This window comes from Kribbella sp. NBC_00662 (assembly GCF_041430295.1).
Lineage (GTDB): Bacteria > Actinomycetota > Actinomycetes > Propionibacteriales > Kribbellaceae > Kribbella.
The window spans coordinates 5,624,446-5,640,823 of sequence record NZ_CP109029.1; the positions used below are offsets into that span (position 1 = coordinate 5,624,446).

The 16,378-nt window shown below is 69.6% G+C and carries 20 protein-coding genes; 14 read left to right on the forward strand and 6 right to left on the reverse strand.

The annotated features are described in order from the left end of the window. The first annotated feature begins 4 nt into the window (after positions 1 to 4). From OHA10_RS28005 to OHA10_RS28025, 5 genes are all read left to right on the forward strand, one after another. The gene (locus OHA10_RS28005) at positions 5 to 1,561 is read left to right on the forward strand and encodes an FAD-dependent monooxygenase (protein WP_371401738.1); all 1,557 of its coding nucleotides are present in this window, start codon (positions 5 to 7) and stop codon (positions 1,559 to 1,561) included. After that, positions 1,558 to 1,947 (forward strand): cupin domain-containing protein, encoded by a 390-nt coding sequence (locus tag OHA10_RS28010; RefSeq protein WP_363877438.1) that lies wholly within the window; start codon positions 1,558 to 1,560, stop codon positions 1,945 to 1,947. The genes OHA10_RS28005 and OHA10_RS28010 overlap by 4 nt, the downstream gene beginning before the upstream one ends. Position 1,948: 1 nt before the next feature. Beyond that, complete coding sequence (locus OHA10_RS28015; RefSeq protein WP_371401739.1) at positions 1,949 to 2,848, forward strand: amidohydrolase family protein; 900 nt, start codon at positions 1,949 to 1,951, stop codon at positions 2,846 to 2,848. A 61-nt stretch (positions 2,849 to 2,909) separates the two neighbouring features. Continuing rightward, entirely contained in the window at positions 2,910 to 3,854 is a 945-nt protein-coding gene (locus OHA10_RS28020; RefSeq protein ID WP_371401740.1) for an alcohol dehydrogenase catalytic domain-containing protein, read from the forward strand. A 117-nt stretch (positions 3,855 to 3,971) separates the two neighbouring features. Further along, positions 3,972 to 4,664, forward strand: a complete 693-nt coding sequence (locus OHA10_RS28025; protein WP_371401741.1) for a GntR family transcriptional regulator — start codon at positions 3,972 to 3,974, stop codon at positions 4,662 to 4,664. Here the strand turns inward: OHA10_RS28025 and OHA10_RS28030 are convergent. Genes OHA10_RS28030 through OHA10_RS28040 form a run of 3 tightly spaced genes read right to left on the reverse strand, consistent with a single transcriptional unit; the run spans position 4,627 to position 6,402 of the window. Next, entirely contained in the window at positions 4,627 to 5,394 is a 768-nt protein-coding gene (locus OHA10_RS28030) for a PIG-L deacetylase family protein (protein ID WP_371401742.1), read from the reverse strand. The two genes, OHA10_RS28025 and OHA10_RS28030, sit on opposite strands and share 38 nt — an antisense overlap. After that, positions 5,394 to 5,858 (reverse strand): PPOX class F420-dependent oxidoreductase, encoded by a 465-nt coding sequence (locus tag OHA10_RS28035; protein ID WP_134098771.1) that lies wholly within the window; start codon positions 5,856 to 5,858, stop codon positions 5,394 to 5,396. Before OHA10_RS28035 ends, OHA10_RS28030 begins: the two co-directional genes overlap by 1 nt. Before the next feature lie 10 nt (positions 5,859 to 5,868). Continuing rightward, positions 5,869 to 6,402: a hypothetical protein gene (locus tag OHA10_RS28040; RefSeq protein WP_371401743.1), complete on the reverse strand. Its 534-nt coding sequence runs from the start codon at positions 6,400 to 6,402 to the stop codon at positions 5,869 to 5,871. Between the two features lie 77 nt (positions 6,403 to 6,479). Between OHA10_RS28040 and OHA10_RS28045 the strand changes: the two genes are divergently transcribed. Both OHA10_RS28045 and OHA10_RS28050 read left to right on the forward strand, forming a co-directional pair. Next, positions 6,480 to 7,571, forward strand: coding sequence for a hypothetical protein (locus tag OHA10_RS28045; RefSeq protein WP_371401744.1), 1,092 nt, complete (start codon positions 6,480 to 6,482; stop codon positions 7,569 to 7,571). Next, positions 7,571 to 9,184 (forward strand): DNA polymerase Y family protein, encoded by a 1,614-nt coding sequence (locus tag OHA10_RS28050; RefSeq protein WP_371401745.1) that lies wholly within the window; start codon positions 7,571 to 7,573, stop codon positions 9,182 to 9,184. Before OHA10_RS28045 ends, OHA10_RS28050 begins: the two co-directional genes overlap by 1 nt. Here the strand turns inward: OHA10_RS28050 and OHA10_RS28055 are convergent. After that, on the reverse strand, positions 9,175 to 9,795 hold the full coding sequence (locus tag OHA10_RS28055) for an N-acetyltransferase family protein (protein WP_371401746.1): 621 nt from the start codon (positions 9,793 to 9,795) through the stop codon (positions 9,175 to 9,177). The genes OHA10_RS28050 and OHA10_RS28055 overlap by 10 nt on opposite strands. 68 nt (positions 9,796 to 9,863) lie before the next feature. Between OHA10_RS28055 and OHA10_RS28060 the strand changes: the two genes are divergently transcribed. Genes OHA10_RS28060 through OHA10_RS28070 form a run of 3 tightly spaced genes read left to right on the forward strand, consistent with a single transcriptional unit; the run spans position 9,864 to position 11,908 of the window. Next, entirely contained in the window at positions 9,864 to 10,250 is a 387-nt protein-coding gene (locus OHA10_RS28060) for a VOC family protein (protein ID WP_371401747.1), read from the forward strand. Next, positions 10,247 to 11,089: a hypothetical protein gene (locus OHA10_RS28065; RefSeq protein WP_371401748.1), complete on the forward strand. Its 843-nt coding sequence runs from the start codon at positions 10,247 to 10,249 to the stop codon at positions 11,087 to 11,089. The genes OHA10_RS28060 and OHA10_RS28065 overlap by 4 nt, the downstream gene beginning before the upstream one ends. Positions 11,090 to 11,143: 54 nt before the next feature. Next, positions 11,144 to 11,908, forward strand: a complete 765-nt coding sequence (locus tag OHA10_RS28070) for a trans-aconitate 2-methyltransferase (RefSeq protein WP_371401749.1) — start codon at positions 11,144 to 11,146, stop codon at positions 11,906 to 11,908. Here the strand turns inward: OHA10_RS28070 and OHA10_RS28075 are convergent. Next, the gene (locus tag OHA10_RS28075) at positions 11,883 to 13,079 is read right to left on the reverse strand and encodes an RNA polymerase sigma factor (RefSeq protein WP_371401750.1); all 1,197 of its coding nucleotides are present in this window, start codon (positions 13,077 to 13,079) and stop codon (positions 11,883 to 11,885) included. The two genes, OHA10_RS28070 and OHA10_RS28075, sit on opposite strands and share 26 nt — an antisense overlap. Beyond that, positions 13,076 to 13,444, reverse strand: a complete 369-nt coding sequence (locus OHA10_RS28080) for a YciI family protein (RefSeq protein ID WP_371401751.1) — start codon at positions 13,442 to 13,444, stop codon at positions 13,076 to 13,078. Before OHA10_RS28080 ends, OHA10_RS28075 begins: the two co-directional genes overlap by 4 nt. Positions 13,445 to 13,643: 199 nt before the next feature. On the opposite strand from OHA10_RS28080, the gene OHA10_RS28085 reads away from it, so the two are divergent. Genes OHA10_RS28085 through OHA10_RS28100 form a run of 4 tightly spaced genes read left to right on the forward strand, consistent with a single transcriptional unit; the run spans position 13,644 to position 16,359 of the window. Next, positions 13,644 to 14,240, forward strand: a complete 597-nt coding sequence (locus tag OHA10_RS28085; protein WP_137254768.1) for a CDP-alcohol phosphatidyltransferase family protein — start codon at positions 13,644 to 13,646, stop codon at positions 14,238 to 14,240. 4 nt (positions 14,241 to 14,244) lie between these two features. Continuing rightward, positions 14,245 to 15,117 (forward strand): DUF881 domain-containing protein, encoded by an 873-nt coding sequence (locus OHA10_RS28090; RefSeq protein ID WP_371401752.1) that lies wholly within the window; start codon positions 14,245 to 14,247, stop codon positions 15,115 to 15,117. Next, complete coding sequence (locus OHA10_RS28095; protein ID WP_371401753.1) at positions 15,114 to 15,446, forward strand: small basic family protein; 333 nt, start codon at positions 15,114 to 15,116, stop codon at positions 15,444 to 15,446. The genes OHA10_RS28090 and OHA10_RS28095 overlap by 4 nt, the downstream gene beginning before the upstream one ends. Before the next feature lies 1 nt (position 15,447). Then, on the forward strand, positions 15,448 to 16,359 hold the full coding sequence (locus OHA10_RS28100; protein ID WP_371401754.1) for a DUF881 domain-containing protein: 912 nt from the start codon (positions 15,448 to 15,450) through the stop codon (positions 16,357 to 16,359). The last annotated feature ends 19 nt before the right edge of the window (positions 16,360 to 16,378 follow it).

A 16,378-nucleotide genomic window follows, 5' to 3' on the forward strand; every position in this document is an offset into this window, starting at 1 on the left:
ATGAGTGAACCAACTGCCTGTTGCCGTGGTGGGTGCCGGACCGATCGGTCTGACCACCGCGCTCGGTCTGGCGCACTACGGCATCCCGTACGTGCTGCTGGAAGAGGACGCCGTGCTGTCGTCGGACACCAAGGCCGGTACGACGCTCAGCCGGACGCTGGAGATCTGGAACCGGTACGGCGCGGTCGACCGCATCCTCGGCGCTGCCCTGCGCATCGACGAGATCGGTGACATCGACCGCGCGACGAACACCCCGCGTGCCTCGGTGCAGTTGGCCGAGCTGGCGAACGACACGCAGTTCCCGTTCGTCATCAACCTGCCGCAGCAGAAGATGGAGCCGCTGCTGGCCGCGGCGCTGCCGGAGCCTGTCCGGACGCAGCACCGGATGACGTCGTTCGAAGTACGTGACGACCGTGTCGTGCTGCAGTTGGAGACGCCGGACGGTCCGCAGGAGCTGGAGGCGTCGTACCTGCTGGCCTGTGACGGCGGGCGTTCGCGGATCCGCGATGCGCTCGGGGTGAAGGTGGTGGGGGAGACCCTGCCGGAGCGGTACATGCTGATCGACGTCGTGGTGGACCTGGACGTCAACAACGCCAGGGACTACCCGTACCTCGCGTACTTCGCGGACAAGTCCGAGTGGATGGTGCTGATCCGGCAGCCCGACAACTGGCGGTTCCTGTTTCCGCTGGCGCCGGGCGCTGACGCACCGGGCGACGAGGACCTCCTGGTGAAGGTGAAGCAGTTCATCGGTGAGGTGGACCGGATCGAGCTGCTCGGCTCGGTCGTCTACAACGTGCATCACCGGGTCGCGGAACAGTGGACCAAGGACCGCAGGGTGTTCCTGATGGGCGATGCCGCCCACCTGATCACGCCGATGTGGGCGCTCGGTCTGAACACGGGTGCGCTGGACGCTTCGAACCTGCCGTGGCGGCTTGCCTGGGTACTGCGTGGCTGGGCCGATCCGTCGTTGCTGGACGGGTACGAGCAGGAGCAGCGTCCGGTGGCGATCGAGGGCTCGGGCGAGATGGCCGAGGCCGCTCGGAAGTACATGTCCTTCCAGCGTGGTGCTGTCACCGAGGGCACCGGCGCGTGGGCCACGGCGTACAACAGGACCCTGCTGAGCGTGCGGCTGGACGTGGAGGGAGTCGGGGACTGGTCGATGGTGGCCACCTCCGCTTCCCCGCCGGCGGTGCGGGCCGGAGACCGGGCGCCGGACCTGGTGCTGCAGAGCCCGACCGGCCGGACCACGATCCACGACCTGTGCCGTGACTCGTTCGTGGCGCTCTACTTCACCGACGTACGCCGTCGGCCGGAGATCCCGGTCAACCAGTCGCCGGCGCTGCAGCACTACGCCGTCTCCCGGTGGGATGCGCCGCATGACTCCGGTCTGCGGGACCGCGCTCTGTTCGACCCGGGCAGTGTCGCCACCAACAGGTACAGCGTCCCGCCGGAGAGCGTCGTACTGATCCGGCCTGACGGTCACATCGCGGCCGTTGCGCCGATGGCCGCGGGTGTGGCCGAGCAGCTGTACACACACGTAACCGGTCGGGAGGTCCCGTGAGTTTCGACGAACCGCTGCGGGAGATCCTGCTGCAGACCGACGACCTGGAGTGGGTCGAGAAGTCGCTGGACGGCTTGTCCCACAAGATGCTCTGGCGGGATCCGGAGACCGAGGCCTCGATCGCCCTGGTGCGTTTCGAGAAGGGCTCCGGCATTCCGTCCGAGCACAAGCACGCCTCGAACCAGTTCATGTTCTGCCTGTCCGGCCGGTACGTGTACCTGCCGACCGGGACCACGCTGACCAAGGGCAGCTTCTACTGGAACCCCAAGGGTGTGACGCACGGGCCGACGCGAGCAGAGGAGACCTCTGTCCTGCTGGAGGTGTACGACGGGCCGCACTACCCGGAGCGGCCGGACTTCTACGACAACGACGAGGACGCACGCTGACATGGCCGGTTGGGACGTCCACACCCACCTGATCCCGCCGACCGTACTGTCGGCGGCGCACCGGGGTGAGTTCGGTCTGTCCGTCGACAGCGGTTCGCTGGTGGTCGACGGACAGCGACTGCCGCTGCGCCGGCTCGCCGACCCGGCCGCACTGCTGAGCTGGATCACCGAGCAGTCGCTGGACGGCGCGGTGGTCTCCGTGCCGCCCGCGCTCTTCCGGTACGACGCCGGGGTCGAGTGGGCCGATCTGGTGAACCAGGGACTCCGCGAGCTTGCTACACCGCAACTGCGAGTGCTGGCGCACCTGCCGCTGCTCGACCCGACCGCGCCGTCGGTGGCAGCCGGTCTGGCCGGTGAGGGCGTGTTCAGCGGGTTCGCACTGGGTACGCCGAGCTACGCCGGGCTGGATCCGGTCTGGCGGGTGCTGGACGTGCTGGAGGCGTTCACCTTGATCCACCCCGGCAGCAGTGACGACAAGCGGCTTGATTCGTTCTACTTGTCGAACCTGTTGGGGAATCCGTACGAGACCGGAGTGGCCGCCGCTTCGCTCGTCTTCGCCGACGTGCCGGGGCGGTTTCCAGGGATCCGGTTCTGCTTGTGCCATGGGGGTGGTGTGACGGCGGCCGTTGCCGGCCGGTGGCAGCGCGGGATCGACACGGACCGGCCCGGGATCGAGCCGGTGTCGTTGCCGGTCGCGGAGGCGCTGCGCCGGTTCTACGTCGACGATCTGGTCCACGACGACGCCGTACTGGAACTGCTGCACAGGACGTTCGGGCCCGAGCGGGTGCTGGCCGGGAGTGACTGGCCGTTCCCGATGGGCAGCGACGGAGTGTCCGCCGCGCGGTCCGCGACGGCCGAGGTGCTGACGCGGCCGCTGGCGAAGGAGGTCGCCGCGTGGTGAGACGGGTGTGCTGTCTGGTCGAGGTTGTGATCAGATATCAAATCGTGAACGGGGATGAGGCGTGAGTACACGGGGGACTGTGTTGCACAGTCACGGGCCGGGTGAGCAGCTGAAGGCCGAAGAGGTCGAGCTGGCCGCCGGTCCGGGTGAGACGTTGGTGGAGATGCGGCTGGCCGCAGTGACTCCGCAGGACCGGTCGACGCTGGCCGGCAAGCAGCCGTCGCTGCCGTTCGTGCCAGGCTCCGAGGGAACCGGTGTGGTCGTCAGCTCCGATGTGATCGAGCCCGGGACAGCTGTGCTCGTCCGCGGCGACGGCGTCGGTGTGACGAGACCGGGTGTGTGGGGTCAGTACGCCGTCGTGCCGGATGCCGCCGTACATCGACTGCCGGCGTCGCTCGAGCCGGGCGCTGCACTCACGTTGCTGACGCAGGTGTTGACCGCACACACCGCAGTACGACGGGTGGCCGACGTACTGAAGGGCGAGACCGTTGTGGTCACCGGAGTGAACGCCGTGCTCGGGCGGATGTGCGCCGCGGTCGCACGGTCGGCCGGTGCGGCGCGGGTGATCGGTCTGGTGGCCATGGAAGCGTCTGTTGATGCGGCGACCGGGCTGGTGGACCAGATCGTGCGCGTGGACGGTCTGGGGCAGGTTGGTCGGGAGCTGCAGTGGTGTGACGCGGCGATCGACACCATGGGTGGTCCGGTGACCGGTGGGGTGCTGGGACACATCGCCCCGGGCGGGCGGATCGCCGTACTGGGTTACAAGGCCGGTGAGTTCACCACGATCGATCTGCACCAGCTGATCGGCCGCGACCTCCGGGTGCTGCCGGTGAACCTTCAGCGCACTGCACTGACACCGGATGCGGTCGGTCAGGCACTCGCGGATATCGCACCGGCGTCCTGGCGGGCGGAGTACGACGTGATCCCTGCGGACCGCGCCACTGATGTGCTGGATCGGCAAGCAGGGCGGGTACTGCTGGACCTGACCGCACTCCGGCTGGCATAGACCACTTGCGTTTGTTCGAGGTCCGAGCTGAGCAATCCGTCGTCGGAGGCCCGCAGATACCCGAGTGGCGGCTACGGTACCTCCAGAGCTGAATAGGAGAGAGGCAGCCCGCTACTGATGATCCGACGACTCGAGCTCACGCCTGGGGGGCCGACCGGCCGTCGTACGCTCGCCGAGGAAGCCGCCGCCGAACTGCACGAACTCATCCTGTCCGGCGAGCTTCCCAGCGGTACGGCGTTGCGGCTCGAGGAGCTCGCCAAGCGGCTGGACATGAGCCAGATGCCGATCCGCGAAGGGCTCCGCCGGATGGCTGCGCTCGGACTGGTCGAGATCGTCCCGCACAAGGGCGCCTGGGTCCGTGAGCTGTCGATGGAGGACCTGCAGGACACGCATGCGACCCGCTTGGCGCTGGAATCCCTGGCGGTGCGTGCGGCCGCGACGCGGTTCTCCGACACGGATGCCTCGACCGCACGCGACGCTCTGGCCGAGCACGTCCGGTTGTCGAAGCTGGGCGACAACATCGCGTCCCGGCAGGCACACACCGAGTTCCACTTCGCCATCTACCGTGCCGGCGGTTCGCGGTGGCTGCCGCGAGCGATCGAGCCGGTCTGGCAGAACAGTGAGCGTTACCGGTTCGGATCCCGGCAGACCAAGGCCCGCATCGAGCAGACCCGCCGGGAGCACCAGGCGATCCTCGATGCGTGCGTCGCACACGACGAGGCCGGCGCCGAGGCCGCACTGCGCGAACACCTGGAAGGTGCGATGCAGCGCATCACCGAGACGATGGAGCGTCGCTCGGCCAAGCCGTGAGCTCCTCGAACCGGTCGAGCTGCCAGCCGGTCGCGTCGAAGACCGCACGGAGGAGCAGCCCGTCGCTGCTCGACCGGTGGACGCCGATGAGCTCCTCGAGCGGCTTGCTGCCCAGACCGTCGTAGTACTCGTCGAGTGCCTGCCGTCTGCGCCGCTCGGACGCTCCGCTGATCTCTTCGAGCGGGGCGTCGGATCCTTTGATGTGGCCAGAGCCGACCCGTTGTCCTGGCGCGAACTGCTGGACCAGGTGTTCACCGGCGCGCACGTCTTGCGCTCTGACGCGTGCACCGAGCGCACGGCAGCGGACGTGCTGGAGTGCTCGCTGGACTGCCTGTGAGATCGCGATGTGGTCCGGGTGCCCGGTGAGTCCGTCGCGGCCGACGGTGAGGATGAGCTCCGGCTCGATCACACGTACGGCGGTCTCGATCTCCGCGGCCAGCTCGGCGGGATCGGCGGCCGCCGGCGTCTGCGGGCCGTTCAGGCCGCCGTCGTCGATCCAGCGGCCTTCAGCGCCGGTGGGCTGTGCAGCGCCGTCGGCTCCGAGCCAGTCCCATTCGTCGATCCCGAGTAGTGCGCAGGAGGCGGTCAGGTGGTCGGCTGCTCCGTGCATCCCGGCGGTGGCGACTCGCAGTACGACGTGCCAGCCCTGCTCGTGCAGGACAGACGTAGCGGCGCCGGTGGCGAAGACCTCGTCGTCCGGGTGCGCGTGGACGACGAGCGCCGTACGCATCAGTCAGCCAGGCGGGCCGGGAAGCCGCCGGTGGCGAGCGGACCCCAGCGCTCCGGGGTGATGCGGATCAGGCACTTGCCCTGCTTCACCATCGCCTCGCGGTACTCGTCCCAGTCCGGGTGCTCGCCGGAGATCGCACGGTAGTAGTCGACCAGCGGTTCCACCGCGTCCGGCAGCTCGATCACCTCACCACTGCCGTCCACCTGCACCCAGGCGCCGTTCCAGTCGTCCGACAGCACGAGCACACCGGCCTTGCCGGTCCGCTTCACGTTGGTGCTCTTGGCCCGCTCCGGGTACGACGAGATGACGATGCGGCCCTCGGTGTCGACACCTCCGGAGACCGGTGATGCCTGCGCCGTCCCGTCCGCCCGGTACGTGATCAGCAGCATGTGATGACGAGGCCGCACGAACTCCAGCAGCCCCTCGAGGTCGACCTTGGTGTTGGTAGCAATAGTCCTCGGCATGGCTCCTACCCTATGTGTCGAGCTGGAGGTCCTGCGGCGTGAGGAGGTGTTCCAGCTCGTCGTCGGTGCGCTGGTTGATGAGGTGCTTGAGGTGCTGCGCCTGGGCGGTCGTGGGGAGCAGCCCGGCTAGCAGGTCGGGGAGGAGAAGCTCGTAGCCCGCGCGGGCCCGGGGTGTGTATCGGTCTCTGGTCCTGGCCACGGCTGAGGAGACGCGGATCGCGTGCTCGTTTCCTGGGGGTACGCCGGGACGGTCGGTCTCGCGGGCTGCGAAACGGAAGCCGTTCGCCTGGTCGCAGTTCGCACATCTCGCGCCGGCCCCGAGGGTGGAACCGCAGTCGGGGCAGGTCAGCTGGTTGAGCGCTCCGTCCACGACCCGCCAGTCGAACTCGGACGGGTCCTGCAGTACGACCTCGGCCAGCTCGCGGGCTTCCGGCGTACCTGTGCGGACGCCGGAGTCGGTGCAGAAACTGTCCCAGGCGGCGTCGATACTGGCCTCGATCTCGCGCAGCGCGGCGGTGAACCGGGGGTGTTCGACGCGTCGCATGGCTGCGACTCTAATCAGATCCCGGGCCTGTGGACGACCGGATTGACATGTTCGAACAGGTGTTCGAACATGGATTCATGACGGGGAGCAAGGCAGCGACGAGCCGGGTCACGGCACTCGACCAGGCACGCCTGCTCCTCGCCCAGGCCAAGGCCCAGAAGGCGGCCGCCGAGGACCTCCTCCTCGCAGCTCCCGGCTTCCCGCCCAGCCTCCCGGCCCCCACCCGTCTGGCGCCGGTCACCAGCTTCGACCCCGACACCCACCTAGATCCCCACCTGGACCCCGACACCCACCTAGACGGCAGCTCCCGCGACCGCGACTACCTCGACACCGGCTCTGGCGATGCCGCCGGCTTCCGTGACGGCGGCTCTCGCGACACCGGCTTCCGCGACACCGGCTCCCGTGACGGCGGCTCCCGTGACGGCGGCTTTGGGGGTCGTGACGAGTCGGGGGTGCGGCTTGCTTCGGTCGAGGGTGGGGTTACTCGGGTGCCGTCGGTTGCGCGGGTGCAGCAGGCGTTGGACACGGCCGGGGTGGATCGGGAGCTGCCCACTCATCCGGCCGTGAGTGAGTTGCTGGCGGGTGCGAGCTTGCGCGGCGGCTCGGTGTACTCCGTGCGTGGTAGCGCCGCCCTGGTGATGGCGCTGATGGCCGGTCCGTCCGCGGAGGGCGCCTGGTGTGGTGTCGTCGGAGTGCCGTCGTTCGGCGCCGAGGCGGCGCGTGGGCTCGGGGTCGATCTGGAGCGGCTCGTGCTGGTCCCGGACCCCGGCCGGGACTGGCTCAGCGTCGTCGCCGCGCTGGTGGACGCGCTGACGGTGGTGGTCGTCCGGCCGCCCGGAGAGGTGACACCGGGGGAGGCGTCCCGGCTCGCCGCCCGGCTCCGGACCCGCGGGGCGATGCTGATCGCCTATGGTTCGTGGCCCGGCAGCGAGGCCAGGTTCGAGATCGAGAGCAACACCTGGACCGGTCTCGGCGACGGCGAGGGGTTGATCACCGCCCGCCGCGCGACGGTCGCGGTGACCGGTCGACGGGCCGCCGTGCGTGGCCGCCGCCATGAGCTCTGGCTCCCCGGCCCCGACGGCACCGTCCGCCCCGCCAAGCCCACCACCCACGAGCAGGCTCCCGAGTGGCAGGCGGAATGGGCGGAAGAGATCGGCGCGGTGGGCTGATGGCCGGCCATGGGCTCACGCGCACGATGGTGATCTGGGTGCCTGACTGGCCGGTGACGGCGGCCGCGGTGGCGACCGGGCGGTCGCCGGACGAGCCGATCGTCGTGCTGGAGAAGGGGAAGGTGCTCGCCACCTCCGCGGCCGCGCGGGCCGAAGGGGTGCGGCGCGGGCAGCGGGCCCGGGACGCGCAGTCGCGGTGCCCGGAGCTGGTCGTGCTGAAGTACGACCCGGTGATCGACGCGCGTGCGTTCGATCCGGTGATCGCGTGCCTGGAGGCGATCACACCGGGCGTGCAGGTGATCCGGCCGGGCATGTGCGCGTTGAAGGCACGCGGTCCGGCCCGGTTCTACGGCAGCGAGGAGGCGGCGGCGGAGAAGCTGCTCGACCGGTTGGAGACGTTCGACGTGCCGGGCAGCCGGGTCGGGATCGCCGACGGTCCGTTCGCCGCGGAGCAGGCGGCGCGGGCGAGCTCCGCGCGGACCAGGGTGCACGTGGTGCCGCCGGGCGGATCACCGGAGTTCCTCGCGCCGTTGTCGGTCGACCTGCTCGAGCAGCCGGAGCTCACGGATCTGCTGCGCAGGCTGGGGCTGCGGTCGCTGGGTGCGTTCGCCCAGCTGTCCGGGACGGAGGTGCTGACCCGGTTCGGCCCCAGTGGCGCCTTCGCCCACCGGCTGGCCGGCGGGGCCGACGATCGTCCGGTGACCGGCCGCGAGGTCCCGCCGGAGCTGACCCGGGCGCTCGACTTCGAGCCGTCCGTGGACCGGGTCGACCAGGTCGCGTTCGCGGTCCGTGCGATCGCCGACGAGCTGATCGTCCGGCTGACCGAGCTCGGCCTGGTGTGTACGACGCTGCGGGTCGAGGTCGGCACCGAGTCCGGGCGGATCCACGAGCGGGAGTGGCTGCATCCGCGCTGGTTCACCGCGGCCGACGTGGTGGACCGGGTGCGTTGGCAGCTGCAGGGGAGCGGGACGGCGACCAGCGAGCTGACCTCGCCGGTCGTGCGGGTCCGGTTGATCCCGGACCAGGCAGACCCGGTCGGCGCGCATGTCGACGGGTTGTGGGGCGGCGGCCCGGACGAGCGGATCCACCGGGCGTTGTCGCGGGTGCAGAGCATGCTCGGTCACGGTGCGGTGGTGTCGGTGGTGATCGGTGGCGGGCGAGGGTTCGCGGACCGGCAGACGCTGATCCCGTGGGGCGATCCGCCGGTGCCGGCCCGGCCGCCCGACCAGCCGTGGCCCGGGGCGATCACCGGGAGCGCCGGAGCGGGGCGCTGGCCGACGCCCGCGCCGACCACGATCTTCCCGGAGCCGATCCCCGCGAAGGTGTTCGCCGCGGACGGCGCCCAGGTGTCGGTCAGCGCCCGCGGCGAGCTGTCCGGCGTACCGACCGCTTTCTCCCTGCTCCCTGCGAGCGGCCCTGGCGTTCAAGTTGCCGACAGCAACAAAATCCATCCGATCACCGCCTGGGCCGGCCCCTGGCTCAGCACCGAACGCTGGTGGGACCCCGCCACCGAGTCCCGCCAGGCCCGCTTCCAGTTCCAGACCGCCGACACCCGCGCCTGGCTCTTCACCCTCCACCAGGCAACCTGGCAGGCCCAGGCCACCTATGACTGACTCACTTGAGGTCGATGCGCATGACGGTGCGGCGGAGGGTGGGGTGGGTGATCTGCTGGAAGCCGGCTTCTTCGAAGGCCTGGTGGGGGCCGACGTGGAGTTCCCCCCCAGGTGATGGTTTTGCCGGGCTGGGTGAACATCGGGTAGGCCTCGAGTGCGCGGGCGCCGCGGGTGCGGGCGTACGGGATCGTCGCGCGGGCCAGGTGGTACGTGAGGCCTCGGCCGCGGAAGCCTTTGCGGACGGTCATGCAGGTGACGGCCCAGACGCTCTCGTCGTCCTTGTCCTCGGAGCGGTCCGCCCACGGCACCCGCGACGTCCGAAGCTTCGGGTACGCCGTCCGCGGCTCGACCGCGACCCACCCCGCGGGCTCACCGTCGACGTACGCGACCAGTCCGCTCGTCGACTCCGCGTCCGGGACGCCGCACGCGGTCTGGTCCTGCAGTCGCGTCATCCGCTCGTCCAGCGTCGAGTCACGCCAGATCCACCCGCGGATCTTGAACCGCTGACATTGGCACTGACCCGCGTCCGCCGTACCGAAGACTGTCTGCAGGTCCTCCCACGACGCCTCGTTCGCCGGTACGACGGTCACCTGCGACTCATCGATCACCATGTCAGCACGCTAACCCCGGTTCCGGACGAGCACCTTCCGGAACCCGCACGGACGATAGGTTGAATCGCATGCATCGCAGCCGGGTCTCGACGTTCCTCATCGACGTACGGCGGGACGAGGTCGACGCCGCCACGACGTTCTGGTCCGAGGCGCTCGGCGTCCGGACGTCGTCGCCGGAGGGCGAGCCGCAGTTCATCAGCCTGCACGACGCGATCCCGGGATACGTCGCCGCGATCCAGTCCATCGACGACGAACCGCGGTACCACCTCGACATCGAGACCGACGACGTCGCCGCCGAGGTCGCCCGGCTGACCGAGCTCGGCGCCGTGGAGATCGCCAGCTGGCAGGGTTGCCACACCCTCAAAGCCCCCGGCGGCCACCTCTTCTGCGTCATCCCGGTGCACAGCGATCCGGCGCACTTCGAGCAGCACGCGACGGTCTGGGGGACCGAATGACGGTGACGGTGCGGGACCTGGTGCCCGAGTTCCTCGACTTCTGGGCGAGCCCGGACAGGTCCTGGGACGATTACGTCGAGAAGCACCCGGAGGTCCTCAACGATCTGACCAGATCCGGCCGGACGCTGCAGCAAGCTCAACGGGAGAAGGCATTCGCGGCGTACGAACAGTTCGCGGACCGGATCCGTACCAACGCGCCGCACTCGACCCGCTGGATCGAGCAGGCGGCTGACCGTGTCGTGCCGCTGCTGGACGCCGGCCACCTCGACATCGACGGGATCGCGATGGTCGGGCTCGCCACCTCGAACGGCTGGGTCGCCGACGGCACGCTGTACCTCGCGGTCGAACTGATTCCCGACGAACGCGCCGCCGAGATCCTCGCCGCCCACGAGATCGCGCACGCACTGCAGGCGCCGCTTCCCGAGCAGCCCTGGCCGGACGAGGGTCCGCTCGGCCAGGACATCTACAGCGAAGGCTTCGCCACTGCGCTCACGGCCGAGCTGTTCCCGCAGTACGGCCTCGCCGAACACCTCTGGTTCGGCCCCGGGTACGACGACTGGCTCGCCGACTGCCGTCGCAGCGAAACAGCCGCCCGTGCCGCGATCCTCGCCAACCTCGACTCCGAGGACGCCGCCGTCAGCCGGCGCTTCCTCACCCTCAGCGGCGAGTCCGAGTTCCCGCAGCGCATCGGGTACTACGTCGGCACCCGCCTGATCCAGGACCTCCGCCGCGAGCACTCGTGGCCGGACCTGGCCCGCTGGTCGACCGCCCGCGCGATGCACGAGTTGCGTGCCTGGCTCACCAACAACGACCCCGAAGAAGCCCGAGTTCCGCGCTAGGCCGGCAGCAGAATCGGCCGTCGAAGCGGCACAGCCCGGACTAGGCTCCGAGCCATGACTGAGCTTGCGGCGACGTTCCAGCAGGAGGCGGTAGCGGAGGCCTATCAGCATCGGCCGCCGTACCCGGACGAGGTCTTCGACCGCGTCGAAGCCTTGATCACCGACGAACCACGACGCGTGCTCGACATCGGCGCCGGTGAAGGCGCGATCACCCGGCCGCTCGCGCCGCGGGTCGAGCAGATCGACGCGATCGACTTCTCCGCACCGATGGTCGAAGCCGGCAAGCAGCGCCCCGGCGGCGACCGCCCGAACATCAGCTGGCAGGTCAGCGCGATCGAGACCGCCGACCTCCACGGCCCGTACGCATTGGTGACGGCCGGCGCCAGCATCCACTGGATGCCGTGGGAGGAGACGTTCGCGCGGATCGTCCCGCACCTGACCCCGAACGCCCAGCTCGTCGTCATCGAGCACGGCCCCGTCGACATGCCGTGGTGGGACGGGGTCATGCAGGCAATCCAGCGGCATTCACGCAAGAAGAGCCACGACCCGAAGTACAACGTCTTCGAGGCGATCCGCGACCGCGGTCTGCTCGAGCTCGGCGGCACGGCGCGGACCGCGCCCGTCAGCTATCACCAGAAGGTCGCCGACTACATCGAGCAGTTCCACTCGACGTCGAGCCTGGCGCGGGACCTGATGACGCCCGAGGAGGCCGCCGACTTCGACGCGATCGTGGAGGAAGCGGTCCGCCCGTACGCGAAGGACGGCGTACTGGAGTTGAAGATCGAGGCCGAGCTCAGCTGGGGGCGGCCGAAAGCTTAGCGGCGCGCGCCTGCAGGTAGCGCTGTTCAGGAAGGCTCTGCGTGAGCCGCGCGGCGAGTTCATAAGCCTGTCGCGCGGCAACCGCGGAGCCGGACAGCTCCAGCAGATGCGCACGAACAGCAGCCAGCCGATGGTGCCCCTGCAACGCGGCATCCACGTCGTCGAGCAACGCCAGCCCGGCAGCCGGTCCGTGCACCATCGCGACCGCGACGATCCGGTTCAGCGTCACCATCGGCCCGGGCGCGGTCGACTCGAGGAGCTCGTACAGCATCAGGATCTCGCGCCAGTCCGTGTCCTCGGCCCGCGCGGCCGAGTCGTGGACCGCCGCGATCGCCGCCTGCAGTTGGTAGCGCCCGACCGGCGCCGCCTGCAACGTGGACGTGATCAATTCGGTGCCCTCGGCAATCGCTCTGGCATCCCACAACGTCCGGTCCTGCTCCGGCAACGGCACCAGCGCCCCGTCGGCCGTCGTGCGGGCCGGACGCCGCGCATCCGTCAGCAGCATCAACGCCAGCAGCCCGGCCACCTCACCTTCCGCCGGCAGCTGTGCCCGCAACTGCCGGGTCAGCCGGATCGCCTCCGTACTCAGCCCGACCCGGTGCAGCGACGTACCGGACGACGCCGTGTAGCCCTCGTTGAAGATCAGATACAGCACATGCAGTACGGCGGCCAGTCGCTCGGGCTGCTCCGACGCCGGCGGCATCGCGAACCGTGCGCCCTGGAGCTTGGCCTTCGCCCGGCTGATCCGCTGCCCGATCGTTGCCTCGGGCACCAGAAACGCCCGGGCGATCTCGCCGGTGGTCAGCCCGCCGACCGCGCGCAGCGTGAGCGCGACCTGCGACTGCGACGTCAGCGCCGGATGGCAGCACAGCATCAGCAACGTCAGCGAGTCGTCGACCGACGACGCGGGCTCCGGATCCGGCGCGAAGGCGACCGCCTCCTCCCGCCGGGTGCGGGCCGCCTCGCTCCGCAGTACCTCGATCCGTCGCCGCGACGCGACCGTGATCAGCCAGCTGCGCGGATTCGCCGGAACACCCTCACCGGGCCACTGCAGCGACGCAGCGAGCAGAGCCTCCTGTACGGCGTCCTCGCACGCGTCGAAGTCGCCGTACCGCCGGACCAGCGCGGCCAGCACCTGCGGCGCCTGCTCCCGCAGCAGCTCCTCGATCACATGAACGCGCCGAGATCACGGACCGGGCGGACCTCCACAACGCTGAACGGAGCCTCCGGGATCTGCGCGACGATCTCCACCGCACGGTCCATCGAGTCGCAGTCCAGCAGGTAGAACCCGGCCAGCTGCTCCTTCACCTCGGCGAACGGCCCGTCCGTCGTCAGCGGCTTCCCGTCGCGGACCAGCACCTGCTTGGTCAGCCCCGGGTCGTCCAGCGACTCCGACGCGACCAGCTCCCCGCGGGCCTCGAGCGCCTCGTGCAGGCCGGCGTACCCCGCCATGCCTTCCTTCTTCTGCTCGTCGGACAGCGAGTCCCACACCGCCCGCGACTCCGGGTTCCCGTAGATCAGCACCAAGAACTTCATGATCAGCCCTCCCGTTCCAAGGATCACTCTCGGGTATCGATCGGGTCACCGGTTCGCACCACCCATAGCGGACCACGGGCGGGCGCGTTCAGGTAATCAGGGGAAAGTCGGGGCATGCCCCGGCATGGCCGGACGTAAACCTGTCGAGGCGCCCCAGTAGAGTTACGACGGGTATCAGGGTGAGAGAGGGAGGGGTCGCGTGCCGGACTTGGAAGTGTCCGACCGGGTTTGGACGATCCCGAACGCGCTCAGCTTCCTCAGGTTGCTGGGTGTGCCGCTGTTCCTGTGGCTGGTGCTCGGCCCGAAGGAGGACGGCTGGGCGCTGCTGGTGCTGGCGATCTCCGGGTTCACCGACTGGGCGGACGGCCAGATCGCCCGCCGGATGAACCAGACCAGCCGGCTGGGCCAGATGCTCGACCCGGTGGCCGACCGGCTGTACATCTTCGCGACCGTCGTCGGCCTGGCGTTGCGCGACATCATCCCGTGGTGGCTGGCGATCGCACTGCCGTTGCGGGACCTGCTGCTGACCCTGACCCTGCCGGCCCTGCACCGCCGCGGTTTCAACGCGCTGCCGGTGCACTTCCTCGGCAAGTCCGCCACGTTCTGCCTGCTGTACGCGTTCCCGCTGCTCCTGCTCGGCGACGGCGACTCCACCCTCAACCTGCTCGCCCGCGTGTTCGGCTGGGCGTTCGCGATCTGGGGGACCGGTCTGTACTACTGGGCCGGCGCGCTGTACTTCGCCCAGCTGCGGCACCTCGTCCAGACGGTGAAACCGATCAAGGACGCGGCCGGGTAGATCCGTGACACAGCAAGCCCCCCAGCAACCGACGCAGAATTCGACGCAGAATCCGGCGCAGAAGCCTCGGCGCGTCGACGCGTCGATGTCGCTGCTGAACAACCTGATGGCGCACCCGATCGACGAGGGGTACGCCGTCGCCGCCCGGACCCGGCCCAAGGACGGCGCGAAGGCGCACCGCTCCAGGCACCGGATCATGCTGGTGGCGGCCACGCTCGTGCTCGGCTTCCTGCTCGCGGTCGCCGCCTCGCAGAACTACCGCAGCGCGCCGGAGGCCGAGAAGCAGCGCAGCGAGCTGATCGACCGGATCAACCAGGCCGACGACCGCCTGACCGGTCTGCGCAACCACCAGTCCGACCTCGCCGACGAAGTACGCCGGTTGCAGGCGAGCGGACTGAGCAACGACAGCACCGGTGCGGCGCTGCAGCAGAAGCTCGACGACCTGGAGCTGCAGACCGGGGCGATCTCGGTCACCGGTCCCGGGCTGAAGGCGGTCATCGACGATGCGAAGAACGCCGACTCCAAAGAGGGCCGGCTGCTCGACGTCGACCTGCAGCAGCTGGTCAACGGCCTGTGGACGTCCGGCGCGGAGGCGGTCTCGGTGAACGGTCACCGGATCACCTCGCTGACCGCGATCCGCGGCGCGGGCAGCGCGATCACGGTCGACTACAGCTCGCTGACCCCGCCGTACACAGTGCTCGCGATCGGGGACACCGCCACGATGCCGGCCCGGTTCGCGCAGAGCTCGGGCGGCCGCTGGGTGCAGTACCTGGTCAGCAACTTCGATGTCCGGATGACGATCACGACGGAGGACTCCTTGCTGGTGCCGGCCGATGCGACCATCGCGTTGCGCTACGCGAAAGTGGGATCGAGATGATCGCCGTACTCGGACTGGTGGTCGGTGTCGTCATCGGTCTGCTGGTCGCGCCCGACGTACCGGACTGGGCCCAGCCCTATCTGCCGATCGCGGTCGTGGCCGCGCTCGACGCGGTGTTCGGCGCGCTCCGGGCGTTCCTGGACGGGATCTTCGACGACAAGGTGTTCGTCGTGTCGTTCGTCTCGAACGTGCTGATCGCGGCCCTGATCGTGTACCTGGGTGACCAGCTCGGCGTCGGCTCGCAGCTGTCGACCGGCGTGGTCGTCGTGCTCGGCATCCGGATCTTCACCAACATGGCCGCCATCCGGCGCCACATCTTCCGGGCCTGACATGGCAGACGACAAACCGGACAAACCCGGCAAGCCCGAGCCGCAGGCCAAGCCCGAGCCGCAGGCCAAGCCCGAGCCGCGGGCCAAGCCTGAGCAGCCGGCCAAGGCCGAGCAGGTGGCCAAGCCTTCGGTCGAGGCGCCGCAGCCGGCGACGCCGACCCCGATGCCCAAGCCGAAGACGCCCAACCTGGCGTTGCGGCGGCTCAAGGCCGGTTTCAAGCCGTCCCGCGGCCAGGCGATCGTGGCCGTCGTACTGGCGCTGGTCGCCGGTGTGGCCGTGGTCCAGGTCCGGGTCAACCGGGCCGACGACGGCTACCAGAACGCCCGCCGCGAGGACCTGATCGCGATCCTGGACGGCCTCGGCCAGAACACCCGCCGGCTGGAGAGCGAGATCGCCGAGCTGGAGGAGCGGAAGAACTCGCTGTCCTCCAGCGCCGACAAGGCACAGACCGCGCGCGAGCAGGCCGAGGCCCAGGTCCGCACCCTCGGCATCCTGGCCGGTACGCTGCCCGCGACAGGTCCCGGTGTCCGGATCACGCTGAACGACCCGCAGGGCAAGATGACCTCGAGCAACCTGCTGGACGCGATCGAAGAGTTGCGCGACGCCGGTGCCGAGGCGATCCAGATCAACGGGTCGGTCCGGGTGGTCGCCAGCACCGACTTCGTGGACGACCCGCCCGGGATCCAGATCGACGGTCAGAAGGTCAACTCGCCGTACGTGATCGAGGCGATCGGGGAGTCGCACAACCTGTCCGAGGCGGCCAACTTCCCCGGCGGTCTGGTCAGCGAGGTGACCGGTCCGCAGGTAGGTGGAACGGCGGAGGTGAACGAGCTGCCGACGGTCCTCGTGTCCGCCTTGCACGCCCCGGAGGAGCATAGTTACGCTCGCCCGGCGCCCAGCCCGACCAAGTAGCTGTTCTCCTTGAGCGAAA

Coding starts and splice junctions, on each gene's coding strand:
- OHA10_RS28015 (WP_371401739.1), top strand. CDS start 1,949: ATGGCCGGTTGGGACGTCCACACCCACCTGATCCCGCCGACCGTACTG.
- OHA10_RS28025 (WP_371401741.1), top strand. CDS start 3,972: ATGATCCGACGACTCGAGCTCACGCCTGGGGGGCCGACCGGCCGTCGT.
- OHA10_RS28030 (WP_371401742.1), bottom strand. CDS start 5,394: ATGCGTACGGCGCTCGTCGTCCACGCGCACCCGGACGACGAGGTCTTC.
- OHA10_RS28035 (WP_134098771.1), bottom strand. CDS start 5,858: ATGCCGAGGACTATTGCTACCAACACCAAGGTCGACCTCGAGGGGCTG.
- OHA10_RS28040 (WP_371401743.1), bottom strand. CDS start 6,402: ATGCGACGCGTCGAACACCCCCGGTTCACCGCCGCGCTGCGCGAGATC.
- OHA10_RS28045 (WP_371401744.1), top strand. CDS start 6,480: ATGACGGGGAGCAAGGCAGCGACGAGCCGGGTCACGGCACTCGACCAG.
- OHA10_RS28050 (WP_371401745.1), top strand. CDS start 7,571: ATGGCCGGCCATGGGCTCACGCGCACGATGGTGATCTGGGTGCCTGAC.
- OHA10_RS28055 (WP_371401746.1), bottom strand. CDS start 9,795: ATGGTGATCGATGAGTCGCAGGTGACCGTCGTACCGGCGAACGAGGCG.
- OHA10_RS28060 (WP_371401747.1), top strand. CDS start 9,864: ATGCATCGCAGCCGGGTCTCGACGTTCCTCATCGACGTACGGCGGGAC.
- OHA10_RS28065 (WP_371401748.1), top strand. CDS start 10,247: ATGACGGTGACGGTGCGGGACCTGGTGCCCGAGTTCCTCGACTTCTGG.
- OHA10_RS28070 (WP_371401749.1), top strand. CDS start 11,144: ATGACTGAGCTTGCGGCGACGTTCCAGCAGGAGGCGGTAGCGGAGGCC.
- OHA10_RS28080 (WP_371401751.1), bottom strand. CDS start 13,444: ATGAAGTTCTTGGTGCTGATCTACGGGAACCCGGAGTCGCGGGCGGTG.
- OHA10_RS28095 (WP_371401753.1), top strand. CDS start 15,114: ATGATCGCCGTACTCGGACTGGTGGTCGGTGTCGTCATCGGTCTGCTG.
- OHA10_RS28100 (WP_371401754.1), top strand. CDS start 15,448: ATGGCAGACGACAAACCGGACAAACCCGGCAAGCCCGAGCCGCAGGCC.